Origin of the sequence: Bradyrhizobium sp. (genome assembly GCF_052389815.1) — a bacterium.
Lineage (GTDB): Bacteria > Pseudomonadota > Alphaproteobacteria > Rhizobiales > Xanthobacteraceae > Bradyrhizobium.
This window is the reverse complement of record NZ_JBQTHN010000086.1, coordinates 52,261-73,759: the sequence shown is the minus strand read 5'-3', so window position 1 is coordinate 73,759 and position 21,499 is coordinate 52,261. Positions and strand designations below refer to the sequence as shown.

Below are 21,499 nucleotides of genomic sequence, written 5' to 3'. Positions count from 1 at the left end.
TTGCGAAAGATCAGTTGGCGGCCGGCGTGAACTTGGCGACCAGGCCTTCGAGCGGCTTGAAGGTCTGCTTGGCGAGATCGCCATAGAGACCGGCGATCTTCTGCGCGTCGGCGACGAACGTCTCGTAGGAGGTGCGCGCGTAGTCGCTCTGGGCTTCCAGCGCCTTGTCGAGGGACTTCACGCCCGAAAGCTTCTCGGCGAACGACTTGGTCTCTTCGAACTGCTTCTTGACGTGCTCGCCATAGGCGTTGGCGATCGCGGTGACGCCGCTCTGGAAGGTGGTCGCGTTGGCAACGGCCTGCTCGAACTGTTCCTTGCCGTAGCTCTGGATGTCTTCGAATTTCACCATCATGGAGTCCTTTCCCAGACTGAATGTTACTTCCTGTCCGGAGATCCCGGCTCCGTGACACCGACTCATATATACTGCGGTGCACAAAAAATCAATAGAACTTGTGCAATGCACAAGATGGCGCCGCAAATTTGGCGGGAATCCCGGTCCTCAACTCAACGGTTCCTTAATCTTTTGGAAACTCGCGCCGCCTAACCTCTGCTTTGGACTTGTTCGCCTTCCGGCAGGCGCTGAGGAAAGCGCTTGTCAAACAGCACCTTAGCTAGAATAGCGGTGCGACGGCCAGCCCGACTTGAAGTGAAAGTCCGGATCGGCCATCGCGCAGGGTAACCGTCGCCGACCGTTTGGGCACAATTTTGCCTCACGAACCGGTGATCAAGACAGAAAATGGGACGGGGAAGTTTATGCTTCGCACCACCTTGGCTTCCTCGCGAGCGTTGCGAGCGTTTGCTCTCGGACTGATCACAGTCTCGGCTACCGTCATCTTCACGACAGACAGTGCCGACGCGCGCCGCTACCGCGGCAAGCGTCACCACGAAGCGCGATCGAGCTACAGCCCCGCCTTCGCCTCGATCATCGTCGATGGCAATTCCGGCGCGGTACTCCAGTCCACCAACCCGGACGCCCCCCGCCGTCCCGCTTCGCTCACAAAAATCATGACGCTTTATCTTCTGTTCGAGCGTCTCGAAGCCGACAAGATGGCTCTCGACACGCAATTGCCTGTGTCGGAGCATGCCTCGGAACAAGCCCCGACCAAGCTCGGGCTCAAGCCCGGCCAGACGCTGAAGGTCGAAGACGCCATCAAGGGACTGGTTACCCGTTCGGCCAATGACGCGGCCGTGGTCGTTGCCGAAGCGATCGGTGGCGACGAATCCGAATTCGCCAGGCTGATGACGCGCAAGGCGCGTTCGCTAGGCATGAGCAAAACCGTCTATCGCAACGCCTCGGGCCTGCCTAACGACGAGCAGATCACCACGGCGCGAGACCAGGCCATCCTCGGCCGGGCAATCCAGGACCGCTTCCCGCGCTACTACCGTTACTTCGCGACCTCGACCTTTGTCTACCGGGGAAACTCGATCCGCAACCACAACCGCCTGCTCGGCAGCGTCGAAGGCGTCGACGGCATCAAGACCGGCTACACCCGCGCTTCCGGCTTCAACCTCGTCAGCTCGATGCGTCGCGGCAACCGCCATCTGGTCGGCGTGGTGCTGGGCGGCCGCAGCGGCGGCTCGCGCGACGCCGTCATGCGCAACCTGCTTGCCGAGAACCTCGAGAAGGGCGCAACCAAACGCACGGTTGCCGCCATCACCGAGCGTGGCCCGGCCAATGCCGCGGTCGCGGAAACGGAGGCCTCGAAACCAGCGGCACTGGTGCAGGTGCAGGGCGCCGTGCAGGTCACCGCCCACTCCGAGCCCAGCCTCGATGCCATGCAGGCTCGCTCCGTCGCTCCGGCAAAGCCGTCGCTGATGGCTGCTGCAGCCGCCGCCCTGCCGCCGCAGCCCAAGCCTGAGGTACAGGCCAAGCCTGAGGTACAGGCCAAGCCCGAGCCCGCCCCGCTCACCAGCGGCGTGATTCAGACCCAGCAGTTCGCCCCGATCCCCGGCTCCGCCGAGCCGATGAAGCCGGTCCGGGTCAAGACGGTTCAGGTCAAGGCCGGGGGGATGAAGCTGGCTTCCGCCGGTCCCGCTCAACCGGCCCCGCCTGCGACCACCCACACCATTCCGCCGCGACCCGAAGTTGCCGAGACGTCGAACGCCGTGGTCGCGAAGGCCGATCCGGCAAAGACGGAATTCGTACGGCCTGACGTCGTCCGCCCCGAGCTCACGCGCAGCGCCCTGCCGGCGCAGCCGCCGGGCCACGGCACCGGAAATGGCCTGCTCGGCGTATTGCCTGCCTCCAGCGCAGCCGCCGCGCCGGCGCAGGCGATGGCTTATGCCGCTCCCGCCAAAGCCGAGACCGCGCCGCCGGCCCAGGTCGCCCCGCCGCAAGCCGTCCAGCAGAACGGCGCCATCAAGCCGGCCGCCCCCGCCTCCGCCCGTGCCGGCTGGATCGTGCAGGTAGGCGCGCTCGAGAGCGAGAGCGAGGCCAAGCAGCGCATCGAAGCCGCCAGGAGCCATTCGCGCGGCATGCTCAACAAGGCCGACCCCTTCACCGAGCCGGTCGTCGCCAAGGACAATCGAAAGCTGTTCCGGGCCCGCTTCGCCGGGCTCGAGCGCGATCAGGCGGAGGCCGTGTGCCGCACGCTCAAGCGCGCCGACATTTCCTGCATCACGGTCCGCAACTGACCTTGCATCGCTTGACGGCAAGGCCGGGGCGCCTATCCCGGCCTTTTTCTTCGGCTCTGCCCATGCCGGTTTTGGTCCCGGCCTGCCGGCGCAAACTTCTCGTCAAGAATTTACGGTTAAGTTTCAGAAAAGGCAGGCCACGCCGGGCAACGGCGGGTGGGCCATGGGGCATCGATCAGAGGACGGCGGCTTTCGGAATGTGGCGTTGGTAGCGTTGCCGGAGTTAGCTGTGATGCGTGCGAAGCAGGGTATCCTTGGCCTCGTTTACACGGGCGGCGAGATACGTCGATCCCCCCTGGTCGGGATGCAATTTCTTCATGAGGGCACGGTGCGCGCGGGCGATGTCGTCGCGGCTCGCCCCCGGCTGCAGGCCAAGGATCTGATAGGCCTCCTCCGCCGTCATTTTGCCGCTCGGCGCCGCGCGGCGCTGCCGCCCTGCCCCGTTGCCCTGCGCGTCCTGACGCCAGGCGGGAAACCGGCGGTCAAGATAGCTTTCAAGTAAGGCGACGCTTTCGGCATCGAAGGCCGGCATCATCGCCAGCAGCCGGGCGAGATCGAACTCGCCGAGCGAACGGCCGGCATGTTCGCCGGCGACGATCGTCCCCGACAATTCGCCGCTGTCGTGGTCGAGGCGCATGTCCAGGAAGGCCGATCGCACCCGCGAGCTCTGTCCCGACGAGCGCTGCCCGCCGCCGAACAGGCCGCCGAAATTGGCAAAGCCCGCTGTGCCGAATGGCGCCCAGCCGAGCAGGCCGGCGCCGAAAATGCCGAGCGGGATGGCAACCGCCAGTTGGCCGCGCAGCCCCGTATAAGCCGCAACCGCCAGGGACACGACGCCACCGACGATCTTGATGGCACGCGCCAGCATCGCCGGATTGGCGGCGCGAAACATCTGCAGCAGCAGATAGAGAACGATAACGGCGACGACGCCGGCGACGAGTGTAACCATGACACAAGTATAGTGATGTCGGCGACGAAAAGCATGGCCGACGGACCGGCCCCGCCGCTCACTTCATCTGGCTGAGAAGCGCCGCCGCGCCGCTGCTGGCCGACAGCCTGAGCGCCTCGCGGCCGCCGGCGGCGTAAGCTGCCGCCGCGCGCAGCAGCTCGCGCAGCTGCGCCGCCGCGCCCGGATCGAAGCGGCACCAAGCGCCCCCGGTCAGTCGCGCGATCTCGCGAAACGCCCGTTCGGCCTCGCCGTCGTGGCCTTCCTGGAACATGAAGGCCGGTACTTTCAACAACCCGAGCTCGCCGGCCCTGGCGCAGAGCTCGTCGACATTCTCTTCCATGGCATCGCCGACGAATACCAGCGCGCGCACGCCGGCTGCGACCGCCTCGCGCCGCGTCTCCGCCAGCACCTTGCCGATCTGCGTGTTGCCGCCCTGGCAGTCGATCTTGCCCATCAGCCGCGCCAATTGCGCCGAATCGGAAATCCACCCCGTGGCGCGGCACTCGCCGAGGCCGCGATAGTAGACCAGGCGGATGTCGAGGCTGCCGACAGAAGCAGCTTCGCGGAACATGTCGGCTTGCAGGCTGCAAGCCATGTCCCAGGTCGGCTGCCGGCTCATGGTGGCGTCGAGCGCGAAAACCAGGCGGCCTCGCGCACCGGCCGCTTGCGGCGACATCGCACGCGCCTTGGCGACGAAGGCGGCGATATCCCCAGAACTCGACGCGCACCCTTCGGGCAACGAGCCTGCCTTGCGCGAAGGCACTTCGCTCGAGGAGTTCGGTTTGGACGGATCGCCGGCCATGCGCGCCCTCGGGACTGGATGCACGCTCCATGTGGGAGCTGGATCCAGCGCGGTCAATGCGCGCCGAACCCGCTTGCGCGCAAAGAACGATCAAGGCGCCTTCAGTTGGCGACCTTCGCCGGCTTCTTCTGCGGCGGGGCGTAAAGCGTCACCGGACCCGGTTCGGTCAGGATCTTCGGCACCGTCTTCGTCGTGTCGACCGGCCCAATCGCGCTGTCGGCGGTGTCCAGGAACCTGTCGAGCATGGACTGGATCGAGCTCTTCGCCACGTCAGGACCGGTGTCGCGCATGTCGTTGTGCTGGAAGCCGGTGTCGACCACCGTGATGTCGGCCCTCTCGCACTCCTCCGCATCGGGCACGACACCCGGATCCGGCTTGAACTGATTGTCCCTGGAGCGGAACGACAGGATCTTGAACTTGCCCTCGGTCAGGAAGGGCACGCGCAGATTGTCCAGCGTGACCACCTTCTTGATCTCGTCCGGATACTGCTTGGCGAAATACATTGAGATGTCGCCGCCCAGCGAGTGCCCGACCATCGTCACCCTGTCGTAGTCGGCGTTCGGCTGCCGCTTCTTCATTTCGGCGACGGCAAATTTGATGTTGGCAATACCGCGCTGCATCTGCGGCAGGCGGCCGACATAGAGTTCGCCGACCTTCGTCACCATCGGCGGATCGGTCGGCAGGTCGTGCTGCGGGGCGATCACGAGATAGCCGCGCGCCGCAAATACGTTGGAGAGGAAGGAATATTCGGTGTGCTTGACGGTATTGCCGTGGTTGATGATCGCAACCGGCAGCTTGATCAGGCCGGCCTCGGCCTGCAACTCCTTGTCACGACGAACGGCGATCTCGACGGCAACAAGGCGATTGTTGCGGTCCGCATCATGCAGCGCGATCGTCTCGTGCCGGATCGCCAACTTGCTTGCAGTGAAGTAGGCAACGACCAGCAGCGCGGTCAACGAAAGCAGAACGGCAATTCCACGTTTCATCTTTTCCTCGGCGCAACCCCTGTTTGGGTTTGTTCCATGTTCGGGACTCTGCGGTCCCATGTCCATGATATATGTCACGCTGACGTGACATAAAGTCCAAATCTTGTGAATACGGCGCCCTGCTTTTGTGCGCTGCACTTACTTGTTGTGCAGCCGACCAATGCCGGGCTCCCAGTTCCTATAGATAAGACGGAAGCAGTCAAAGTTCGGTTCGGTCACCTCCGTAAGAAAACGGATCCCAACCGTCCGGGTTCCACCTGACTAGGTGTCTAGATACCGTAAGCGCGGCGCTGACTGAAAAATTCCCGCAGCCGGTGGCAGGCGTTGAAAACTGCGATGGCGTGACGAGGCGGAGCTCAGGCGCCGAGGATGTCGTGGATTTCGAGCGGCTTGTCCACCGCGTTGAACCACTCGGCGCGGTTGGCGGCGCGGCGGCGTCCCCGTTCGTCGAGCGGCAGCTTCAGCTGCCGCAGCAGACTCGTCACCTCTTCGCGGGCGGTGACATGGCCGAGATTCGGACGGGTGCCGAGCGTTGCCTCGTCGATGTCGTCGAGCGCAGTCAAGCCCCGCGGGAAGAACTCGCGATAGACCACGCGCTCGGCAAACCCGTCCACCGATCGGAAGCCCAGGCGGAACGACAGCTCCTTGAGGCCGTCCGCAACCAGCTGCTTGTTGCGCGATCCGATCATCGAGAGGCGGTTGCGCACGACGATCCAGTCGGAACTCGCGCCATCGAGCTGTCGGCGCCTGCGGCGGGTATCGCGCACCATCTCGGCGTAGTGGCTCTCGCCGGTCACCGCATAGGTCTGCGGATCGACCGTGCCCAGGACGTCGAAATCGAGGAAGCTGTCGTTGATGGGCGTCACCAGCGTGTCGGCCATCGAATGCGCCAGCCGCATCAGGTAGCTGTCGGTGCCCGGCGTATCGATCACGATGAAATCGAAGGTGTGCTCGACCGCGCTGACCGAATCCGTGAACTGCTGTAATTCAGAATTTTCGTTGTCGGCAACCTGCATGGTCAGCCCGGCCTTGATGCAGCGATGCACCGGCAGCTCGAGCTCTAGCCCGGTGCGGCGGGCCCAAGCCTGGCGGTTGTTGATGTAGTGGGTGAAGCTCTGTTGGCGGCAGTCGAGGTCGATGGTGGCGACCCGCTGGCCGGCTTTCATCAGGGCGACAGCGATATGCAGGGCGGTGGTGGATTTTCCCGAACCGCCCTTTTCGTTGCCCAGCACCACGACGTGTGCCGAACCCGACTGCCCCTGACTGGCCTGCACGAGCATGACTCAACCCCTGTCACATCTTCGAGTCAGGCCGTACCGCGGTCAAGCGAAATGCGTGGTAAACCGCTCGAAGTACAATAACTACGCGCATTATCCTGAATCATGTGTGCGTCAGGTCACGCGTTGGTTCATTTTCTCGGCAGCGTGTCCGCCGACGGCTTGGCTCCGGCCAACTCGCCTTGATAAGGTCCGCCGCTCCCGCCCCATGCCAACAAGGCCAGCGGCCTGTCCGCCGCCAACCGCCCCGAGTCCCGATGTCACGCAATCCCATGGTCGTCCGCACCGTCCCCGCCCTGCGCCGTACGCTCGACGGCCTTCGCGCCCGCAAGGCCCGAGTCGCACTGGTCCCGACCATGGGCGCGCTCCATGACGGGCATTTGTCGCTGGTCCGGCTGGCGAGGAAGCGGGCGGAAAAAGTCGTGGTTTCCATCTTCGTCAACCCCACCCAGTTCGCCCCGACCGAGGATTTCGGGTCCTATCCCCGCACCTGGAAAGCCGACGTCGAAAAGCTCGCCGCAGAGCGTGTCGAGCTAATCTGGCATCCCGATGTCAAAACCATGTACCCGGAGGGATTTGCGACTCGAATTGCACCTGAGGGCCCGGCCGTCGCCGGCCTGGAGGATCGTTTCCGTCCGCACTTCTTCGGCGGCGTCGCAACCGTCGTCGGCAAGCTGTTCGCCCAGGTCCGGCCTGACGTGGCAATCTTCGGCGAGAAGGACTTCCAGCAGCTTCGCGTCGTCACGCAAATGGCGCGCGACCTCGATCTCGGCGTCAAGGTGATCGGCTCGAGGACCGTGCGCGAGCGCGACGGCCTCGCGATGTCATCGCGCAACGTCTATCTCTCGGCCGAGGAGCGACGGGTCGCTCCCACCCTCTACAAGGCGATGAAGCGGGGCGCGGCGGGGATCCGGTCCGGCGAGGACATCGCCGCTGCGCTGGCGGCCGGCGAGGAGACGATCCGGAACGCCGGCTTTGCCCTCGATTACCTCGAAGCGCGCCATGCCGAGACGCTGGCGCCGGTCGGCTCGATGAAGGACGGTCCGGTCCGAATGCTGGTAGCGGCGAGGCTCGGCACCACGCGCCTGATCGACAACATCGCGGTGTAGCCGCGCGCCCTACAGAAGACCCAGATCGCGCAATTCGCGGCGCATCGGTTCCGGCATGGAAGCAACGCCTCTCGCGGCACTCTTGTCGAGATCGGGCGGCGCGGCGTCGGGCTTCAGGTAGCGCCAGCCCTGGAACGGCCGCATCGGCCGCGGCGACACCGCGACCACCTTGGGCAGCATGACGATGCGGCAGCGGCCGATACCGTCCTTGTCGCGAAACGGCTCGATCGCGATGATTTTCTCGCGCGCGGCGACCTCGCCGCGGATCACCCAGTAGAGCGAGCCGCCAGCGAGAATCTCGCCATCGCGCTTCGGCGTCATCCGCGTGATGTGGACATGTCGCTGCGGCAGGCCCTTCTTCTTCGCGGCCGCCATCCGTTCGGCGACCCATTGCTTGAGTTCCCGAACCGACTCGCAACCCACGGCAAGCTTGATGAGATGAAGTGGCATGCCCGCTAATTAGCGGGCCGGGACGACGGCATCAATCGTCGTTAGCCGCAGGCGCCGATGCCGGCGGTGGAGAACTCGGCGGCGTGATCGGCGTCGGGGCGCGCGCCGACTTCGGCGGCGCCTGCTTCTTTGCGGCAGGCTGCGGCGCAGCAGCGGGACGCGCCGCCGGGGTGGGCGGCGGCGCGGGCGCGGCTGTCCGCGGCGGTGGCGCAGCCGATCCGGGCGCTCCCGGTTCCGGCGTCATGATGTTGACCGGCGGGGTCGAAGAAGCCGACGGGAAATCGATCATGGTGGTCGGCTTGCCGCTCGGCGCGCTGGCCCCCGTGGGCGGCGGCAGCGCAGCCAGCGCGCCCGAGGGCACCCCTGCGATCCCTGGCACTACGGGCGGAGCGCCCCACGAGGTCGAGTAGCGCATCACCAGCCCCTCATAGACGCGGTCGTCCATGTTGGTGATGATTTGCCGGCTGTTGGCGAGCGAGCGGAACGCCGAGCAGGCCTGCGGCGTACAGTGGTCGCGCGCGACCAGCACGTAGGCCATCAACCCGTAGCGGTCGCGCTCGATCGAGCGGCGCAGCGCCTCCACTTCAGGCGTGAGATTGCTGGTGATGGTGGCGGCATCGCCAAGCGAGGTCAGCCGCGTGATCTGCGAAGCGGCATAGGAGATCGCCGCAGCCGCCGATTCCGGCGAGCCGAACAGCGTCTTCTCGCATGCAGTCAGCACCGTCTCACCGGCGAGATCGTCGATGCAGGAAAGGGCCGGCAAGGAAGCCATAGCCGGCGGCGGCTGACTTGCCGGCGACGAGGATAACCCCGGCAGACCGAAGCCGCGGATCGTCGCCGCCGCCGCGCCGACCGCGAGCAGCGTGATGACGGCGAGCACACCGTTGGCGACCGACCTCTCGGCGCGGAGCAGCGTAACGAGGAGCAGGATCGCGAAGAATCCGGCCGCAGCCAGCATTACCAACACGGGAAACGACGGCGAGCGCCAAATGTGATCGAGCGATGATGCCCAGGCCCAGTTCATGCGCAATGTCCCTCAAGCGCAGCACATATCGCATCATGGCACGACAAGCCGGACTCGTGCGCCATCTACTTGCGCAGCATGCGATTGCGATGCCGGCAATTTGGCGGCCACGGATTTGGAACCCTTGCGCCGCCGAACCTGGACCGCAATCGCATCAGGTAAGGGCGAGCTGGCTTTCCTTGGCGACCCGCTCGAAGGCTTCGCTCGAACTCTTGATGCGGTACTGGCAATCGTCGCCCTCGGTCGGCAACAGACGGATCACCTCGTAGGTGCCGGTGGCAGCCGGACGCGACACATTGCTTGCAGTGAAATAGACGTTCGATCCAACGGTGAACTTGTGCTTCAACGCCCTCTCCATACGCGCGCTTTTCCGGCCTGACGCCCACGGTCCCCGTAACGACGGCCGGTTGAGAACCCTGCGGCAACCTAGCACAGCCGGCCCGCCATTGGCCAGTATCATCGCGACATGGCAAATGCGCAGATTTCGCAATTTTATCAGTACCCTACCCGCTCGGCGGAGGCCTCCCGACGGCTCCGTTTGCGGAGCTTCGTGAAGCACCGGGTTCAGGTTCAGCGCTTGCCGGCGCCCTCTGGTGACAACTACCAGAAGAATTCAACTAAAAGTTGCCATAATTGGCAGCTTTTTGGGCACCGATCGTCCGATGGGCATCACACCGTCTCGAATTTCTCGATGATGATGGTCTCGGCGAGGCCGTCGCGCGTCCATTCCTGGAATGCCGGCAGCGCCTGCATCGCATCCATGTAGCGCCGCGCCTCGCTGCCCACTTCGAGGGCATAGGTGCGGAAGCGATGCACCACCGGCGCATACATCGCGTCCGCGCCGCCGAAGGCGCCGAACAGGAACGGACCGCCGTGCCGCATCAGGCACTCCGACCAGATTTCCCGGATGCGGGCGATGTTGCCCTGCGCCTCTTCCGACAACGGCACCGGACCGACCGGCCGGTGCAGGTTCATGCCGCATTCGTTGCGCAGGGCCGCAAAGCCGGAATGCATTTCGGCCGAAATCGCGCGCGCCCGGGCGCGGGTCGCGCGATCGTCGGGCCAGAGCTTCTTTTCCGGAAATTTCTCGGCCAGATACTCGATGATGGCGAGCGAGTCCCACACCGTGACGTCGCCGTCGACCAGGATCGGCACCTTGCCGGCCGGCGAAACGTCGAGGATACGCTGCTTGTCGGCCATCCCCGTATAGAGCGGAATGAACGTCTCCTCGAACGGGATATTGTTGGCGCGCAGCGCCAGCCACGGCCGCATCGACCATGACGAATAGTTCTTGTTGCCGATGACGAGCTTCAGTCCAGCCATGCGGGGGAATCCTTTTTCGAACCTTCATCTTGCCACAGGCGACGAGAGGCGTTCAACCTGTCGTTCCGCGCGAGATTCCTGCCGAGGGATACAACATGGGCGCCTATCTGGTCGACATCGTCGCGGTCGGATTCTTCGCACTGGAATGGCTGGTCTATTCCATCACACTGGAGCACACCGCCTACGGCCGCACCGGCCTGTCGGCGCGCATGAATGCGTTCCGCGAGGTCTGGGTGCGCCGCATGCTCGACCGCGATGCGCGGATGGTGGACATGCAGATCATGGCCTCGCTGCAGAACGGCACCGCCTTCTTTGCGTCCACCAGCCTGTTGGCGATCGGCGGCGCGCTCGCCCTGCTTCGCGCCACCAACGATGCGCTCGCCGTGCTCGGCGCGCTGCCGATCGACATCGCGCCCTCGCCCGCGCTGTGGGAAATCAAATGCGTCGGGCTGATCCTGATCTTCATCTACGCCTTCTTCAAATTCGCCTGGTCCTACCGGCTGTTCAACTACGTGGCGATCCTGTTTGGCGCGATGCCGCCGGCGAGCGAGCGCGACACCGCGGAGGCGCAGGCCCACGTCATGCGCACGACGAGGCTGTTCGAATCGGCGGGTGCCCATTTCAATCGCGGGCAGCGCGCCTTCTTCTTCGCGCTCGGCTATCTCGGCTGGTTCATCAGCCCGTGGGTGCTGTTCATCACCACGGCCGCGGTCGTGATCGTCACATGGCGGCGCCAGTTCGCGTCCAATGCATGGAAGGCCATGGACGCCAAGCCGTGATTGCTAGCGCACGCCCCTTCAACCTACTTTGCATGGGGTTGTTTTCGCGAGTTTAGGTTCCAGGCACCGCTGCCACTACCCCGAAAAATCCTTCGGCGTGAAATCGAGGTCGAGCACCTTCCATTCGCCGTAGCGATCGGCAGGCAGCATCTTGTAGGGCTGGCATCGCTTCAGCCCGGCAATCGCGCCCTGCAACAGCTCGATCGCCTTGGCGTTGGCACTGCCGCCGCCAACCACCGGGTCGGCGGCGAGCCGTCCGTCCTGCGTCAGGTAGATCCGCAACTTGACCATGACGTGGTCGGAAGGCTGTACCGACGCAGGCAGTTTGGAGCAGCTCTTCAGATGCCGCCTGAGCTCGGCGATGACGCTGGACTTGACGTCGGCGGCGATCGTCGTCGGGTCAAAGCCGTCTTCCGACTTCCCCGGCTTGGCCGCAAGCGGCGGAAGCTCAGCAGGCAGCCCAAGCATGACGTTGTACTTCACGGTAAGGTCCGGCTCGGGTGGCTGGTACTCCGGCGGAGATGAGGGCTGCACCGGCGGCGGCGCGGCTGCCGCCGCGGCACGCCGTTCCGACCGCGCCTGGGGCTGGGCCGGTGGCTGCGGCGGAGCGCTCTGTGGCGCGCTTGGTGCCGCGGCTTTCCGTTCGGGAGCCGGTTGCTGCGCCGGGACGGGTGGATCGGGCAATGCGACTTGCGCAGGCTCCGCCGGCTCGAGGTCGGGCTTGTGCTCGGCCTTTAGGTTCTCCGGCTCGGCTTCTTCCGTCGTGACGATGTTGACCGCGATCGGCTCGGTGGCCGAGCCGAGCGGCTGCACTTCGGACAGCAGTACCAGCAGCGCGAGAAGCGACAAATGCGCAATCACCGACGCCGTTGCGCCCGTGCGTATGGCCTGATCGTTTTCCACTCTCGACTTGCAGCGTTGCGGACTTCCCCCGCCCGCCAGCATAGCCCGATGCGGGACAGTCTCAATCCCATTTCGGCGAGAAGCCGAAATCGGTCAACCTGCCCTCGCGGCTGCCCAGCACCGAGATTTGTGCCATCTCGTCTTCCGAGAGCTCGAAGTCGAACACCTCGATATTCTCCGACAGCCGTTCCAGCCGCGACGTCCGCGGGATCGCCGAGACATTCTGCTGCACCAGCCAGTGCAGGCAGACTTGCGCTGCGCTCTTGCCGTGGGCGCGCCCGATCCGCGCGAGCACGTCGTCCTTGCGTACGCGCCCCTTGGCGATCGGGCTGTAGGCAACCAGCGCCATCTCGTGACGCGCGCAGGCCTCCCGCACCTTGGTCTGGTCCAGATAGGGATGATACTCGACCTGATTGCAGATCAGCGGGGCCGGGCATTTTTCGACCGCCTCCTCCATCAGCGCCACCGTGAAATTCGATACGCCGATATGCCTGCACATGCCGAGCTTTCGCATCTGCGCCAGCGCATCGAGCGTCTCCGACAGCGGCACGCGCGGGTTCGGCCAGTGCAGCAACAGCAGGTCGACCTCGGCGATGCGCAGCTTGTTCAGGCTCTCCTTGGTCGAGCGTTCGAGATCATGGGGCGCGAAGTGGCTGGTCCAGACCTTCGTGGTGACGAACACCTCGCTCCTGGGAATGCCGGAAGCGCGCAACGCCTCGCCGACCTCGCGCTCGTTCTCGTAGATCTGCGCGGTATCGATGTGGCGGTAGCCCAGACGCAGCGCCTGCTCGACCAGCCGCGCGCAGGTCCGCCCGCGCAATTCCCAGGTGCCGAGCCCGATCGCCGGGATTCTTGCGCCTTTGGCTTCGACGAATCGCATGGCGGGCTCGTGAGGTTCGGGCCGCATTATGTCTCGCGCCGAGATTGCTTGCTAGGCCGGCGCGGGTACCGTCGAAAGTGCCGCAAACACCGTCTCGGGCGAATGCGCAATCACCGCGAGCAGCGCGCGCGCGGGCCCCCGCGGCGCGCGCTTGCCCTGCTCCCAGTTGCGGATGGTCTCGACGGGCACGCCGAGACGGGCTGCAAATTCGATCTGGGTCAGCTGGGCGCGGCGGCGCAGGTCGCGCACGGCGGGTTGCGCGGCCCCTGGCTCCATCTCGGGCGCAAGCGGAAATTCCTTGCCGTCGCGCAACTCGACGATCCGCCCGTCCGCTTTCAGCCGAAACCGTTTCATGACCGAAATCCCGGGCGCATGATCCGCCAAAGTGTCAGCGGTTTGGCGACAAGATCATGCGCAAATCAAACAAGGAAATCATCGGCCAAGCCCGTTAAGACTCGATTAACGATAGCAAGCCTTGTCGCGAAAGGGCTATTTCAACCCGAACCACAGCGTGGCGATGCCGAGGAAGGAGAAGAAGCCGACCACATCGGTGACGGTGGTGACGAAGGTGCCGGAAGCAACCGCCGGATCCGCCTTCACCCGCTCCAGCAGCATCGGGATCAGGATGCCGCCCAGTGCCCCGGCAACGAGGTTGCAGACGATCGCAAGCCCGATCACGACCCCGAGGCCTGGGATCTTGAACCACGCCACCGCGGCAACTCCGGTGATGACGGCAAAGGCAAGCCCGTTGACGAGGCCGACCATTGCCTCGCGCATCACCACCCGCCAGGCGTTGTTGGCGCCGAGGTCGCGGGTCGCCAGCGCCCGCACCGCCACCGTCATGGTCTGGGTCGCCGCATTGCCGCCCTGGCTCGCCACGATCGGCGCCAGCACGGCCAGTGCCACCATCTTCTCCAATTGCCCCTCGAACAGGCCGAGCACGGAGGATGCCAGGAAGGCGGTGGCGAGATTGACCAGCAGCCAGTTGAAACGGCCGCGCGCGATGGTCCACACGCTGTCGGACAGTTCTTCGTGACTGGTGACGCCGCCCAGCGCCTTCAGGTCCTCGTCGGCCTCCTCCTCGATGACGTCGACGACGTCGTCGATGGTGATGACGCCGACCAGGCGGTTCTCGGTATCCACCACGGGGGCCGCGACGAGATTGTATTTGCCGAACATCCGCGCGACTTCCTCCTGGTCCTCCAGCACGGAGACGCGGCGACGGTCCTCGTCCACCAGTTCCTTGAGCGGAACCAGGCGGCGCGAGCGCAGCAGCACGTCGAGGGGGACCGCGCCCTGCCAGCGCTTGTCGGCATCGACGGCATAGATTTCATAGAACCTGTCCGGCAGATCGGACGTCTCACGCATGTAGTCGATCGCCTGGCCGACGGTCCAATCCGGCGGCACCGCGATGAACTCGGTCTGCATCCGCCGGCCGGCCGAATTTTCCGGGTATTCGAGGGAGCGCTCGATGACGTCGCGTTCGGACGGCGGCAGCTTTTCGAGGACTTCCTCGCGATCGTCCTCGTCGAGCGATTCCAGGATCTCCACGGCCTCGTCCGAGTCGAGTTCGCGGACGCCTTCGGCAACCTCCTCGGGCTCGAGCTCTTCGAGGATCTCCTCGCGGACGCCCTCGTCCACCTCGTTCAGCGCCGAGAAATCGAAATCCGAACCCGTGAGCTCGACCAGCTTGACGCGGTCGTCGGCTTCGAGCGCGGCGATAAGGTCGCCGAGATCGGCCTTGTGCAGCTCCCCGACAATGGCGCGCAGAAACGCGGCGTCGTCGGCCTGGATGGCGCGCGCCACCTGCTCGACGAATTCCGACCTGATCTGCCCCTCATCGTCACGCATCGGGTGGCGATCGAGCAGCGAGGCCTCAGGGGCGTGCGCAACATCGGTATCGTCGGCCATGCCGCGCCCTCGCCGTTTGACAGGAATGCTGAACTCGTCTGAGCTGCCGCACGCATTACCCAATGGGCAACGCCTGGCGCAATGAGAATTATGGATAGTCGACGATCGCACCTGTGTTTCGCGGCAGCGCTGGGTCTTTCGGGCGCGCTCGCGCTCCCGGCGTTCGCCTCCGATTGCCCGCACAGGGATGCGCTCGGCACCTCGCGCACGATCGCTGTCGAGGCGGCCACCACGCCCCGCGTGGGCTTGCGGAGCTTTCCGAACACCCTGGATCTGAGAGACCGCGAGATCGTGCTGACCTTCGACGACGGCCCATCGCCGGCGGTGGACGAGAAGATTCTCGCCGCCCTCGCCGAGCAATGCGTGCGCGCCACCTTCTTCCTGATCGGCAAGCGCGCGTCCGAGTATCCGGAGATGGTGCGCAAGATGGCGGCAGCGGGACACACCGTCGCGCACCACAGCTGGTCGCACCAGAATCTGAAGAAGATCACGCCCGACGAAGCGCAACGGGAAATCGACCTGGGCATTGCCGCGGTGGAGGCGGCGCTCGGCATTACGACGGCCGCGTCGCCCTCGACGCCGTTCTTTCGCTACCCCTATTTCGAAATGTCCGAGCCATCCCTCGATCATCTCGCGCGGCGCGGCATCGTGGTGTTCGGGGCCGATCTGTGGGCGGATGACTGGATCAGGATGACACCGGAGGCGCAGCTCGCGCGGATGATCGACAGCGTCAAATCGGCCGGGAAAGGCATCCTGCTCTTGCACGATTCCTCTCCGCAGACGGCAGCCGCGCTGCCCGACTTCCTGCGCTATCTGCGTGACAACGGCTATTCCATAGTGCATGTGGTACCGGCGGCCTCGGCCACGCCATTGGCCAGCGTCGGTCAAAACGAAAAACGTGAATAACTCCAATAATTAATGCGGCCTTCATGAAGCCGCTTGTAATGAATTTGACTGAATTGGAATGCGGGCAGGTAGTGCAATGGCCGGTAATGTTGGGGGTGGCATCCGCGTCAGGCACTTCGCCGCGTTGATGTTGGGGCTGGCGTTCGGCGGCGCTGCGCAGCCCGCGATGTCTGCCAATTGTCCCCGTCCCGATGCGCTCGGCACCTCGCGCACCCTCGTAGTCGATGCGAAGCAGCATCCGCTGATCGGCTCGATGCAGTATCGCGAGACGCTGCCGCTCAACGACGGCGAGGTGGTGCTGACCTTCGACGACGGCCCGCTGCCGAAATACACCAACCAAATTCTCGATATCCTCGCTGGGCAATGCGTCAAGGCGACCTTCTTCCTGGTCGGCCGGCAGGCCCAGGCCAATCCGGAAGGCGTGCGCAAGGTGCTCGCGGGCGGCCATACGATCGCGTCCCACAGCCAGAGCCATCCGATGGCCATGCACCGTCTGCCGATCGACCGCGCCAAGGCCGAGATCGACGACGGCATCGCTTCGGTGACGGCAGCACTCGGCGACAAGAGCGCGGCAATGTCGCCGTTCTTCCGCATCCCCGGCCTCGCCCGCAATGACGCGATCGAGGAATACACGCGCCAGAAGGGCCTGCAGATCTGGAGCGCCGATTTTCCCGCCGACGACTGGCGGCCGGTGTCCTCGAAACGCGTCTATGATCTCGCCTTGCAGCGCCTCGCGGCCAAGGGCAAGGGCATCCTGCTGCTGCACGATATCCAGCCGCGCACGGTGGCGGCGCTGCCGAAGATCCTGCAGGACCTGAAGGCGCGCGGCTACCGCATCGTCCACGTAGTGCCGGCAACAGCGGACAATCCGGCGACGCCGGCCGATCCGCAGCAATGGCGGCTCCATCCGGCACCGGAACTGGTTGCGACCTCGCGCTGGCCGAAAATCCCGACTTTCGTATTCGCACAGCACGCGCCTCTTCCGGTGCCGCTGCTGACCGATTCCTACTGGAACGACGTCAATATCCTCGACCGGCCGCAGCCGCGCGGCGCGGGCATTCCATTGCCGCGGCAGGCGCCGTGGCCGCGGCCGGGACAGCTCGCCTCGATCGACGCCGCGAGCGTCATGCCCGTTCCGGCGGCCTCGGTCTTCGCGGTCGAGGAAGGCGTGCAGGTGGCGATGCTGGGCGTGAAAACTGTGAGGCCGACCGGGCGTCGCGTTGCGGTTGCCACCGCCGAAAGGCCGGGCAAGCGTGCGCCGGCCGCCATCGGCAGCCGGGCACGGCAAGTCGGTGCGGCGCGGCCTGCCCGTCCGGCGCAAACGGTCCGGACCGCGGCCCCGCCCAAGCGTCCGGTTCATGACAAGAACAACGTGAAGCGCACCATCTGGCACGATCAGCAGGCAACCCTCTGATTGATCGGCGGCGGCTCCGCGGAGCAGGCCTAGTTGGTGACGATCTTGGCGATGCAGAGCAGGATCGCCAGCGCCAGGAACAGAAGGTCGATATACGCCTTCATCTCGCCGGCATGGCGCAGCCCGGCGACCTCTCCGACGATCTGCTTGCGCGAGGCCGCCGCATTGGGCCCTTCCGCCGCGATGGCGGACAGCCGCCTCGCCTCGCTCTCCAGCCGCTCGATGCGCTGGAAGAAATAGAACGAGCGCAGCGCCGAGGCCGAATGCATCCCGGCATAGATCAGGATCATGACCGCCAGCATCACCCGTTGCGGGTATTTTTCGATCAGGTTCAAGCTGTAGTAGACGAGCGCCAGGAACACGAAGTTCGAAAGGAATCGATAGACGTAGCCGAGGACCTTCATGCGTGGCTCCGAACGAGAGATGGTACCCTATGCGGGAAAATCGTTTACGTGGCGTGTGTGTCATGCCGGCAACACGCCCGGCGGTTTTCAATTGGTTAAGCCCTGCGGCGCGTGAGACGGCCCTTGTAGTCTGTCATGATGGGCCGGGGAAAATTGCCAGGATTTGGGATCAGGGGGCAGCATCATCTGCCGGCAACGTCTTAATTGAATTCGGGATCTTGATCACCATCTCTTGATCGGTCACTGACGGGGGGATGCCGATGTTTCGAGCGACTGCGCGTGCCGTTCTTGCCGCTGCGCTCCTCGCCGCCTCGCCGGCGCTGGCAGCGGAGGGCGCACGTCCCGACAAGGTCTCGTTCTATTTTGCGGCCCACCAGGACGACTGGCAGCTGTTCATGAACCCGTCCGCCTTCCGGGACGTGATCGGCGCGGCCGCCAAGACGGTGTTCATCCACGTGACGGCCGGCGATGCCGGGCTCGGGACCGGCACGGGCAAGCGCAAGCATCCGCTGTATCTGGCACGCGACAACGGCGCCGAGCAGGCGGTGCGTTTCATGGCAGACGCCGAAGCAGAACCCGGCAGCGGCACGGCCTCGACCACGCCGTTCAACGGGCACCCCATCTACCGCGTCAGCTACCGCAACACCGTCAGCTATTTCCTGCGCGTGCCGGACGGCAGCCCGCTCGGCACCGGCTATGTTCACACCGGTTTCCAGTCGCTCAAGCGCCTTGCCGATGGAGACAACGGCACGCTGGCTGCCGTCGACGGCAGCACCGCCTATCACGGCTGGAACGATCTGGTCGGCACGCTGCGCGAGATCATCCGCCGCGAGCGTGGACAGGCACGATTGGTGCAGCTCAACGTGGCCGAGCTCGATCCGCACATCAATCCCGGAGACCATTCCGACCACCTGATGACGGCGAAAGCGGCGATCGCGGCGGCGCGGGATTTGCCCTGTATCCGCATCGTCTCCTATGTCGACTATGCCAGCTCCAAACTGCCGGAAAATCTCGACCCGCACGAGCGGGACATGCAAAGCTCCGTGTTTGCGGTGACCCTCGCCGGCGTGCAGGCGCTGGGTCAGCCGACCTCATGGCGGCACTACGACAGGTCTTATGTCGGCCGTAACTATTTTCGTGTGCAGGAGGAGCCCGGCAATTGCGCCTTGCCGGCCACCGAGATCGCGGCGCGCCGCAGGGCGCGCTAGCCTCCGTCAGGGCTGACTTCTTCGGCGCTTCGGGACGGTTCGCGCGGCTCGTGGCAGATTGACTCAGGTCAACGCGCGCTTTGCGCATTTCCCATCAGATTAGCCGCGACCGGATCGCGGGGAAATTCGATGCGCCAGCTCGAAGCGCCGGCGGCTGCAGCGGCAACACAGCGCGTCGTCTCGGTCGATGCCCTGCGCGGCTTCAACATTTTCTGGATCCTCGGCGCGGACGCCGTCATCTGGTCGCTCAACGAAATGTTGCGCGACAAGGGGCCGGTGCCGAGCGCTGTCGGCGGCTTTCTCAACACGCAGATGACCCACGTGGCGTGGGACGGCTTCCGGTTCTACGATTTCATCTTCCCGCTCTTCATCTTCGTCACGGGCGTGGCGATCGTGCTGTCGCTGCCGCAGCTGGTCGAGCGGGAGGGCAAGGCGCAGGCCTATGCCCGGGTGTTCCGCCGCGCGCTGATCCTCTATGGCCTGGGGCTGATCTTCTACGGCGGCATCAGCCGTCACTGGGGCGATATCCGCCTGGTCGGCGTGCTGCAGCGGATCGCACTCTGCTATCTCTGCGCCTCGCTTCTGTTCCTGAATTTCCGGGCGCGCGGCATCGTCGTGGCATTGGCGGTGCTGCTGGCCGGCTACTGGGCATTGATGACGTTCGTGCCCGTGCCGGGGATCGGCGCCGGCTCGTTCGCGCGGGACGCCAACCTGGCAGACTGGATCGATGCGAACTACCTGCCGGGATGGAAGTGGGAGGTGACCCGCGACCCGGAAGGGCTGCTGAGCACGCTGCCGGCGATCGGCACCTGCCTGATCGGCGTGCTGGCCGGTCTGCTGCTGGCAGACCCGCGGCTGCAGGGAAGGCAGAAATCCTTACTGCTGATTGCCGCCGGCATCCCGATGATCGCAGCCGGATATCTCTGGGGACTGCAATTCCCCATCGTCAAGGTGATCTGGACCTCCTCTTTCGTGCTCGTCGCCGGCGGCTACAGCCTGATCCTGCTCGGCGTCTGGCATCAGATCATCGATGTCTGGGGTTACCGGCGCTGGGCAGTCATGTTCATCTGGCTCGGCGCGAACGCCATCACGCTCTACTTCATCAACAACGTGACGGCCGATCAGTTCGCGATACGCTTTGCCGGCAGCACGGTGTCGACGTTCGAGCTGTTCGCGACGCGCTTCGCCGGTGGGGATCTTGCCGCCCTGCTCGACCGCGCGATCACGCCGAACACCGGAACGTTCGTCGTCCGAATGCTGGGCCTGACCTTCGCGATCCTGCTGGCTCGCTTCCTCTACCGTCGCAAGATCTTCCTGCGGGTCTGAATCGGGACCGTTCGCGGCTTCCATCCCATGCCCGGCCGCCGCTCGCGTGCAGTCCGGCGCGGGGCCGGACCTGACGCTGGCCTCGCTTCCTCAAAATATCGAAAACAACCCCATGCAAAGTAGACCGGCGGTTCGATCTGAATCCTCAGTCAGGTGTCCGACGCCAAGCCGCATTCGCCAAGTTGCTTTCCGGCATCAACAAACGGCTGGCCGCGTGACGGTCGAGATGGTTAGCGAACCGAAGGACCATCTCCCTTCACCTTCAGCGATGGTCGACCTGCGTGCGGCTCAGGGTTTGGCTAAGTCCACTTTCCTCCAGGTCTGATCCGGATCGAACCAGTTCATCCGCCTGACGAGCTTGTTTGTGTAGTCGCCGAGGTCCTTCTGGTGGACGACGCCGTTGTGATTGACCAGGAAAGTCATCACGCCGGAATTGCCGTATTCGGCGGGCCAGGCGAGCAGCGCGAAACCGCCGATCATTTTGCCTTTCACCACATAGTTCAGCGTGCCGCCGGGCGCGTTCGGGCCCTGCTGGGTCAGGATGCGGTAGTAATAGCCATGATAGGGAATCGGCCCCTCGCCGACCTTGTAGCCTTCGGCGGAGGCATCCGCTGCGAGCTCGCCAAGCGGACTGTCATCGCCGGGCCAATAGAGGCCGTCCTTCTTGCCCGTGGTGCTGACGATGCGCTGCGCATAGACGCCCGCGCCCTGCCCTCGATCCTTCTCGGCATACTCGTTTTGCGCGTCGACAAAGGCCAGACAGGTCTGGATCGCATCGAGCTCGTTGCGGCCGATGCGGCGATAGAGGATTTCGAGGCGGCCGGCGGCCGTGTCGAATTCCCATCCGGCCTTCTTCTTCATCAGCGGGATCGGCAACGGGAAATCGTCATTTCCCAGGATCACGACGGCTTTGTTGTCGCCCTCCGCCTTGACCGAGTGTTTGGCATCCCAAGCCGCGGTGAAGCGTTCGCGCGTCTCCTTGTCCGCGACCTCATCGCCGGAGGAGATGATGTCCTCGCCTTCGGCGCCAAGGACGCGCAGCATTTGCCTTCGCGTGCCGGACTTGACCGCGGCAGCGAGCGCACTTGCCGCCTCGTCGGCCGACGGAAACATCTGTTGCGCGCGTGCTTCCGGCGCTGCGATGCAGAGCATGCCGGCGAGCGAGAGGCCTGCAGCGAGCAAGCGAGCGAAGGGGAGCGAATGATTCATACCCA

General features: G+C 64.8%; 22 protein-coding genes. 7 read left to right on the top strand and 15 right to left on the bottom strand.

Features of this window, described 5'->3' with window-relative positions; all coding sequences use genetic code 11:
* Window positions 1-10: 10 nt before the first annotated feature.
* Complete coding sequence (locus tag ACT4OC_RS15710) at window positions 11-349, bottom strand: phasin family protein (protein ID WP_444839929.1); 339 nt, start codon at window positions 347-349, stop codon at window positions 11-13.
* A gap of 404 nt (window positions 350-753) precedes the next feature.
* Here ACT4OC_RS15710 and ACT4OC_RS15705 point away from each other — a divergent pair, with 404 nt between their 5' ends.
* Window positions 754-2,634 (top strand): serine hydrolase, encoded by a 1,881-nt coding sequence (locus tag ACT4OC_RS15705; RefSeq protein ID WP_444839921.1) that lies wholly within the window; start codon window positions 754-756, stop codon window positions 2,632-2,634.
* A gap of 223 nt (window positions 2,635-2,857) precedes the next feature.
* Here the strand turns inward: ACT4OC_RS15705 and ACT4OC_RS15700 are convergent, their stop codons facing one another.
* The 4 genes from ACT4OC_RS15700 to ACT4OC_RS15685 form a co-directional block, all read right to left on the bottom strand.
* Window positions 2,858-3,583, bottom strand: a complete 726-nt coding sequence (locus ACT4OC_RS15700) for a DnaJ domain-containing protein (RefSeq protein ID WP_444839920.1) — start codon at window positions 3,581-3,583, stop codon at window positions 2,858-2,860.
* 58 nt (window positions 3,584-3,641) lie between these two features.
* A complete protein-coding gene (locus ACT4OC_RS15695; RefSeq protein WP_444839919.1) occupies window positions 3,642-4,385 on the bottom strand; it encodes a VWA domain-containing protein in 744 nt (247 codons plus the stop codon).
* 101 nt (window positions 4,386-4,486) lie between these two features.
* Window positions 4,487-5,371: an alpha/beta fold hydrolase gene (locus ACT4OC_RS15690; protein WP_444839918.1), complete on the bottom strand. Its 885-nt coding sequence runs from the start codon at window positions 5,369-5,371 to the stop codon at window positions 4,487-4,489.
* Window positions 5,372-5,727: 356 nt separating this feature from the next.
* The gene (locus ACT4OC_RS15685; RefSeq protein ID WP_444839917.1) at window positions 5,728-6,651 is read right to left on the bottom strand and encodes a division plane positioning ATPase MipZ; all 924 of its coding nucleotides are present in this window, start codon (window positions 6,649-6,651) and stop codon (window positions 5,728-5,730) included.
* Window positions 6,652-6,905: 254 nt separating this feature from the next.
* On the opposite strand from ACT4OC_RS15685, the gene panC reads away from it, so the two are divergent.
* Entirely contained in the window at window positions 6,906-7,757 is an 852-nt protein-coding gene (gene panC / locus ACT4OC_RS15680; protein ID WP_444839916.1) for a pantoate--beta-alanine ligase, read from the top strand.
* A 9-nt stretch (window positions 7,758-7,766) separates the two neighbouring features.
* Here panC and ACT4OC_RS15675 read toward each other — a convergent pair whose 3' ends face one another.
* The 4 genes from ACT4OC_RS15675 to ACT4OC_RS15660 form a co-directional block, all read right to left on the bottom strand.
* Entirely contained in the window at window positions 7,767-8,207 is a 441-nt protein-coding gene (locus ACT4OC_RS15675; RefSeq protein WP_444839915.1) for a DUF1489 family protein, read from the bottom strand.
* Between the two features lie 31 nt (window positions 8,208-8,238).
* Window positions 8,239-9,231: a hypothetical protein gene (locus ACT4OC_RS15670; protein WP_444839914.1), complete on the bottom strand. Its 993-nt coding sequence runs from the start codon at window positions 9,229-9,231 to the stop codon at window positions 8,239-8,241.
* 154 nt (window positions 9,232-9,385) lie between these two features.
* Window positions 9,386-9,589: a hypothetical protein gene (locus ACT4OC_RS15665; protein WP_444839913.1), complete on the bottom strand. Its 204-nt coding sequence runs from the start codon at window positions 9,587-9,589 to the stop codon at window positions 9,386-9,388.
* Between the two features lie 311 nt (window positions 9,590-9,900).
* Window positions 9,901-10,554: a glutathione S-transferase family protein gene (locus tag ACT4OC_RS15660; protein WP_444839912.1), complete on the bottom strand. Its 654-nt coding sequence runs from the start codon at window positions 10,552-10,554 to the stop codon at window positions 9,901-9,903.
* Window positions 10,555-10,649: 95 nt separating this feature from the next.
* On the opposite strand from ACT4OC_RS15660, the gene ACT4OC_RS15655 reads away from it, so the two are divergent.
* Window positions 10,650-11,333 (top strand): DUF599 domain-containing protein, encoded by a 684-nt coding sequence (locus ACT4OC_RS15655; RefSeq protein WP_444839911.1) that lies wholly within the window; start codon window positions 10,650-10,652, stop codon window positions 11,331-11,333.
* 75 nt (window positions 11,334-11,408) lie between these two features.
* On the opposite strand, the gene ACT4OC_RS15650 is transcribed toward ACT4OC_RS15655, so the two are convergent.
* The 4 genes from ACT4OC_RS15650 to mgtE all read right to left on the bottom strand — a co-directional run bounded on the left by ACT4OC_RS15650 (window position 11,409) and on the right by mgtE (window position 15,027).
* A complete protein-coding gene (locus ACT4OC_RS15650; RefSeq protein ID WP_444839910.1) occupies window positions 11,409-12,236 on the bottom strand; it encodes a hypothetical protein in 828 nt (275 codons plus the stop codon).
* Window positions 12,237-12,297: 61 nt separating this feature from the next.
* Window positions 12,298-13,116 carry an aldo/keto reductase gene (locus ACT4OC_RS15645; protein WP_444839909.1) on the bottom strand — a complete coding sequence of 273 codons (819 nt, stop codon included), beginning with the start codon at window positions 13,114-13,116 and terminating at the stop codon, window positions 12,298-12,300.
* 51 nt (window positions 13,117-13,167) lie between these two features.
* Window positions 13,168-13,470 (bottom strand): helix-turn-helix domain-containing protein, encoded by a 303-nt coding sequence (locus tag ACT4OC_RS15640; protein ID WP_444839908.1) that lies wholly within the window; start codon window positions 13,468-13,470, stop codon window positions 13,168-13,170.
* Between the two features lie 135 nt (window positions 13,471-13,605).
* Window positions 13,606-15,027 (bottom strand): magnesium transporter, encoded by a 1,422-nt coding sequence (gene mgtE, locus ACT4OC_RS15635; protein ID WP_444839907.1) that lies wholly within the window; start codon window positions 15,025-15,027, stop codon window positions 13,606-13,608.
* 81 nt (window positions 15,028-15,108) lie between these two features.
* Here mgtE and ACT4OC_RS15630 point away from each other — a divergent pair, with 81 nt between their 5' ends.
* Window positions 15,109-15,933, top strand: a complete 825-nt coding sequence (locus ACT4OC_RS15630) for a polysaccharide deacetylase family protein (RefSeq protein WP_444839906.1) — start codon at window positions 15,109-15,111, stop codon at window positions 15,931-15,933.
* 76 nt (window positions 15,934-16,009) lie between these two features.
* Window positions 16,010-17,347: a polysaccharide deacetylase family protein gene (locus tag ACT4OC_RS15625; protein ID WP_444839905.1), complete on the top strand. Its 1,338-nt coding sequence runs from the start codon at window positions 16,010-16,012 to the stop codon at window positions 17,345-17,347.
* Window positions 17,348-17,376: 29 nt separating this feature from the next.
* Here ACT4OC_RS15625 and ACT4OC_RS15620 read toward each other — a convergent pair whose 3' ends face one another.
* Window positions 17,377-17,751: a hypothetical protein gene (locus ACT4OC_RS15620; protein ID WP_444839904.1), complete on the bottom strand. Its 375-nt coding sequence runs from the start codon at window positions 17,749-17,751 to the stop codon at window positions 17,377-17,379.
* Window positions 17,752-18,011: 260 nt separating this feature from the next.
* On the opposite strand from ACT4OC_RS15620, the gene ACT4OC_RS15615 reads away from it, so the two are divergent.
* Complete coding sequence (locus tag ACT4OC_RS15615; protein WP_444839903.1) at window positions 18,012-18,959, top strand: hypothetical protein; 948 nt, start codon at window positions 18,012-18,014, stop codon at window positions 18,957-18,959.
* Between the two features lie 129 nt (window positions 18,960-19,088).
* Complete coding sequence (locus ACT4OC_RS15610) at window positions 19,089-20,285, top strand: acyltransferase family protein (RefSeq protein ID WP_444839902.1); 1,197 nt, start codon at window positions 19,089-19,091, stop codon at window positions 20,283-20,285.
* 288 nt (window positions 20,286-20,573) lie between these two features.
* Here the strand turns inward: ACT4OC_RS15610 and ACT4OC_RS15605 are convergent, their stop codons facing one another.
* Entirely contained in the window at window positions 20,574-21,494 is a 921-nt protein-coding gene (locus ACT4OC_RS15605; RefSeq protein WP_444839928.1) for a DUF2950 domain-containing protein, read from the bottom strand.
* Window positions 21,495-21,499: the final 5 nt, after the last annotated feature.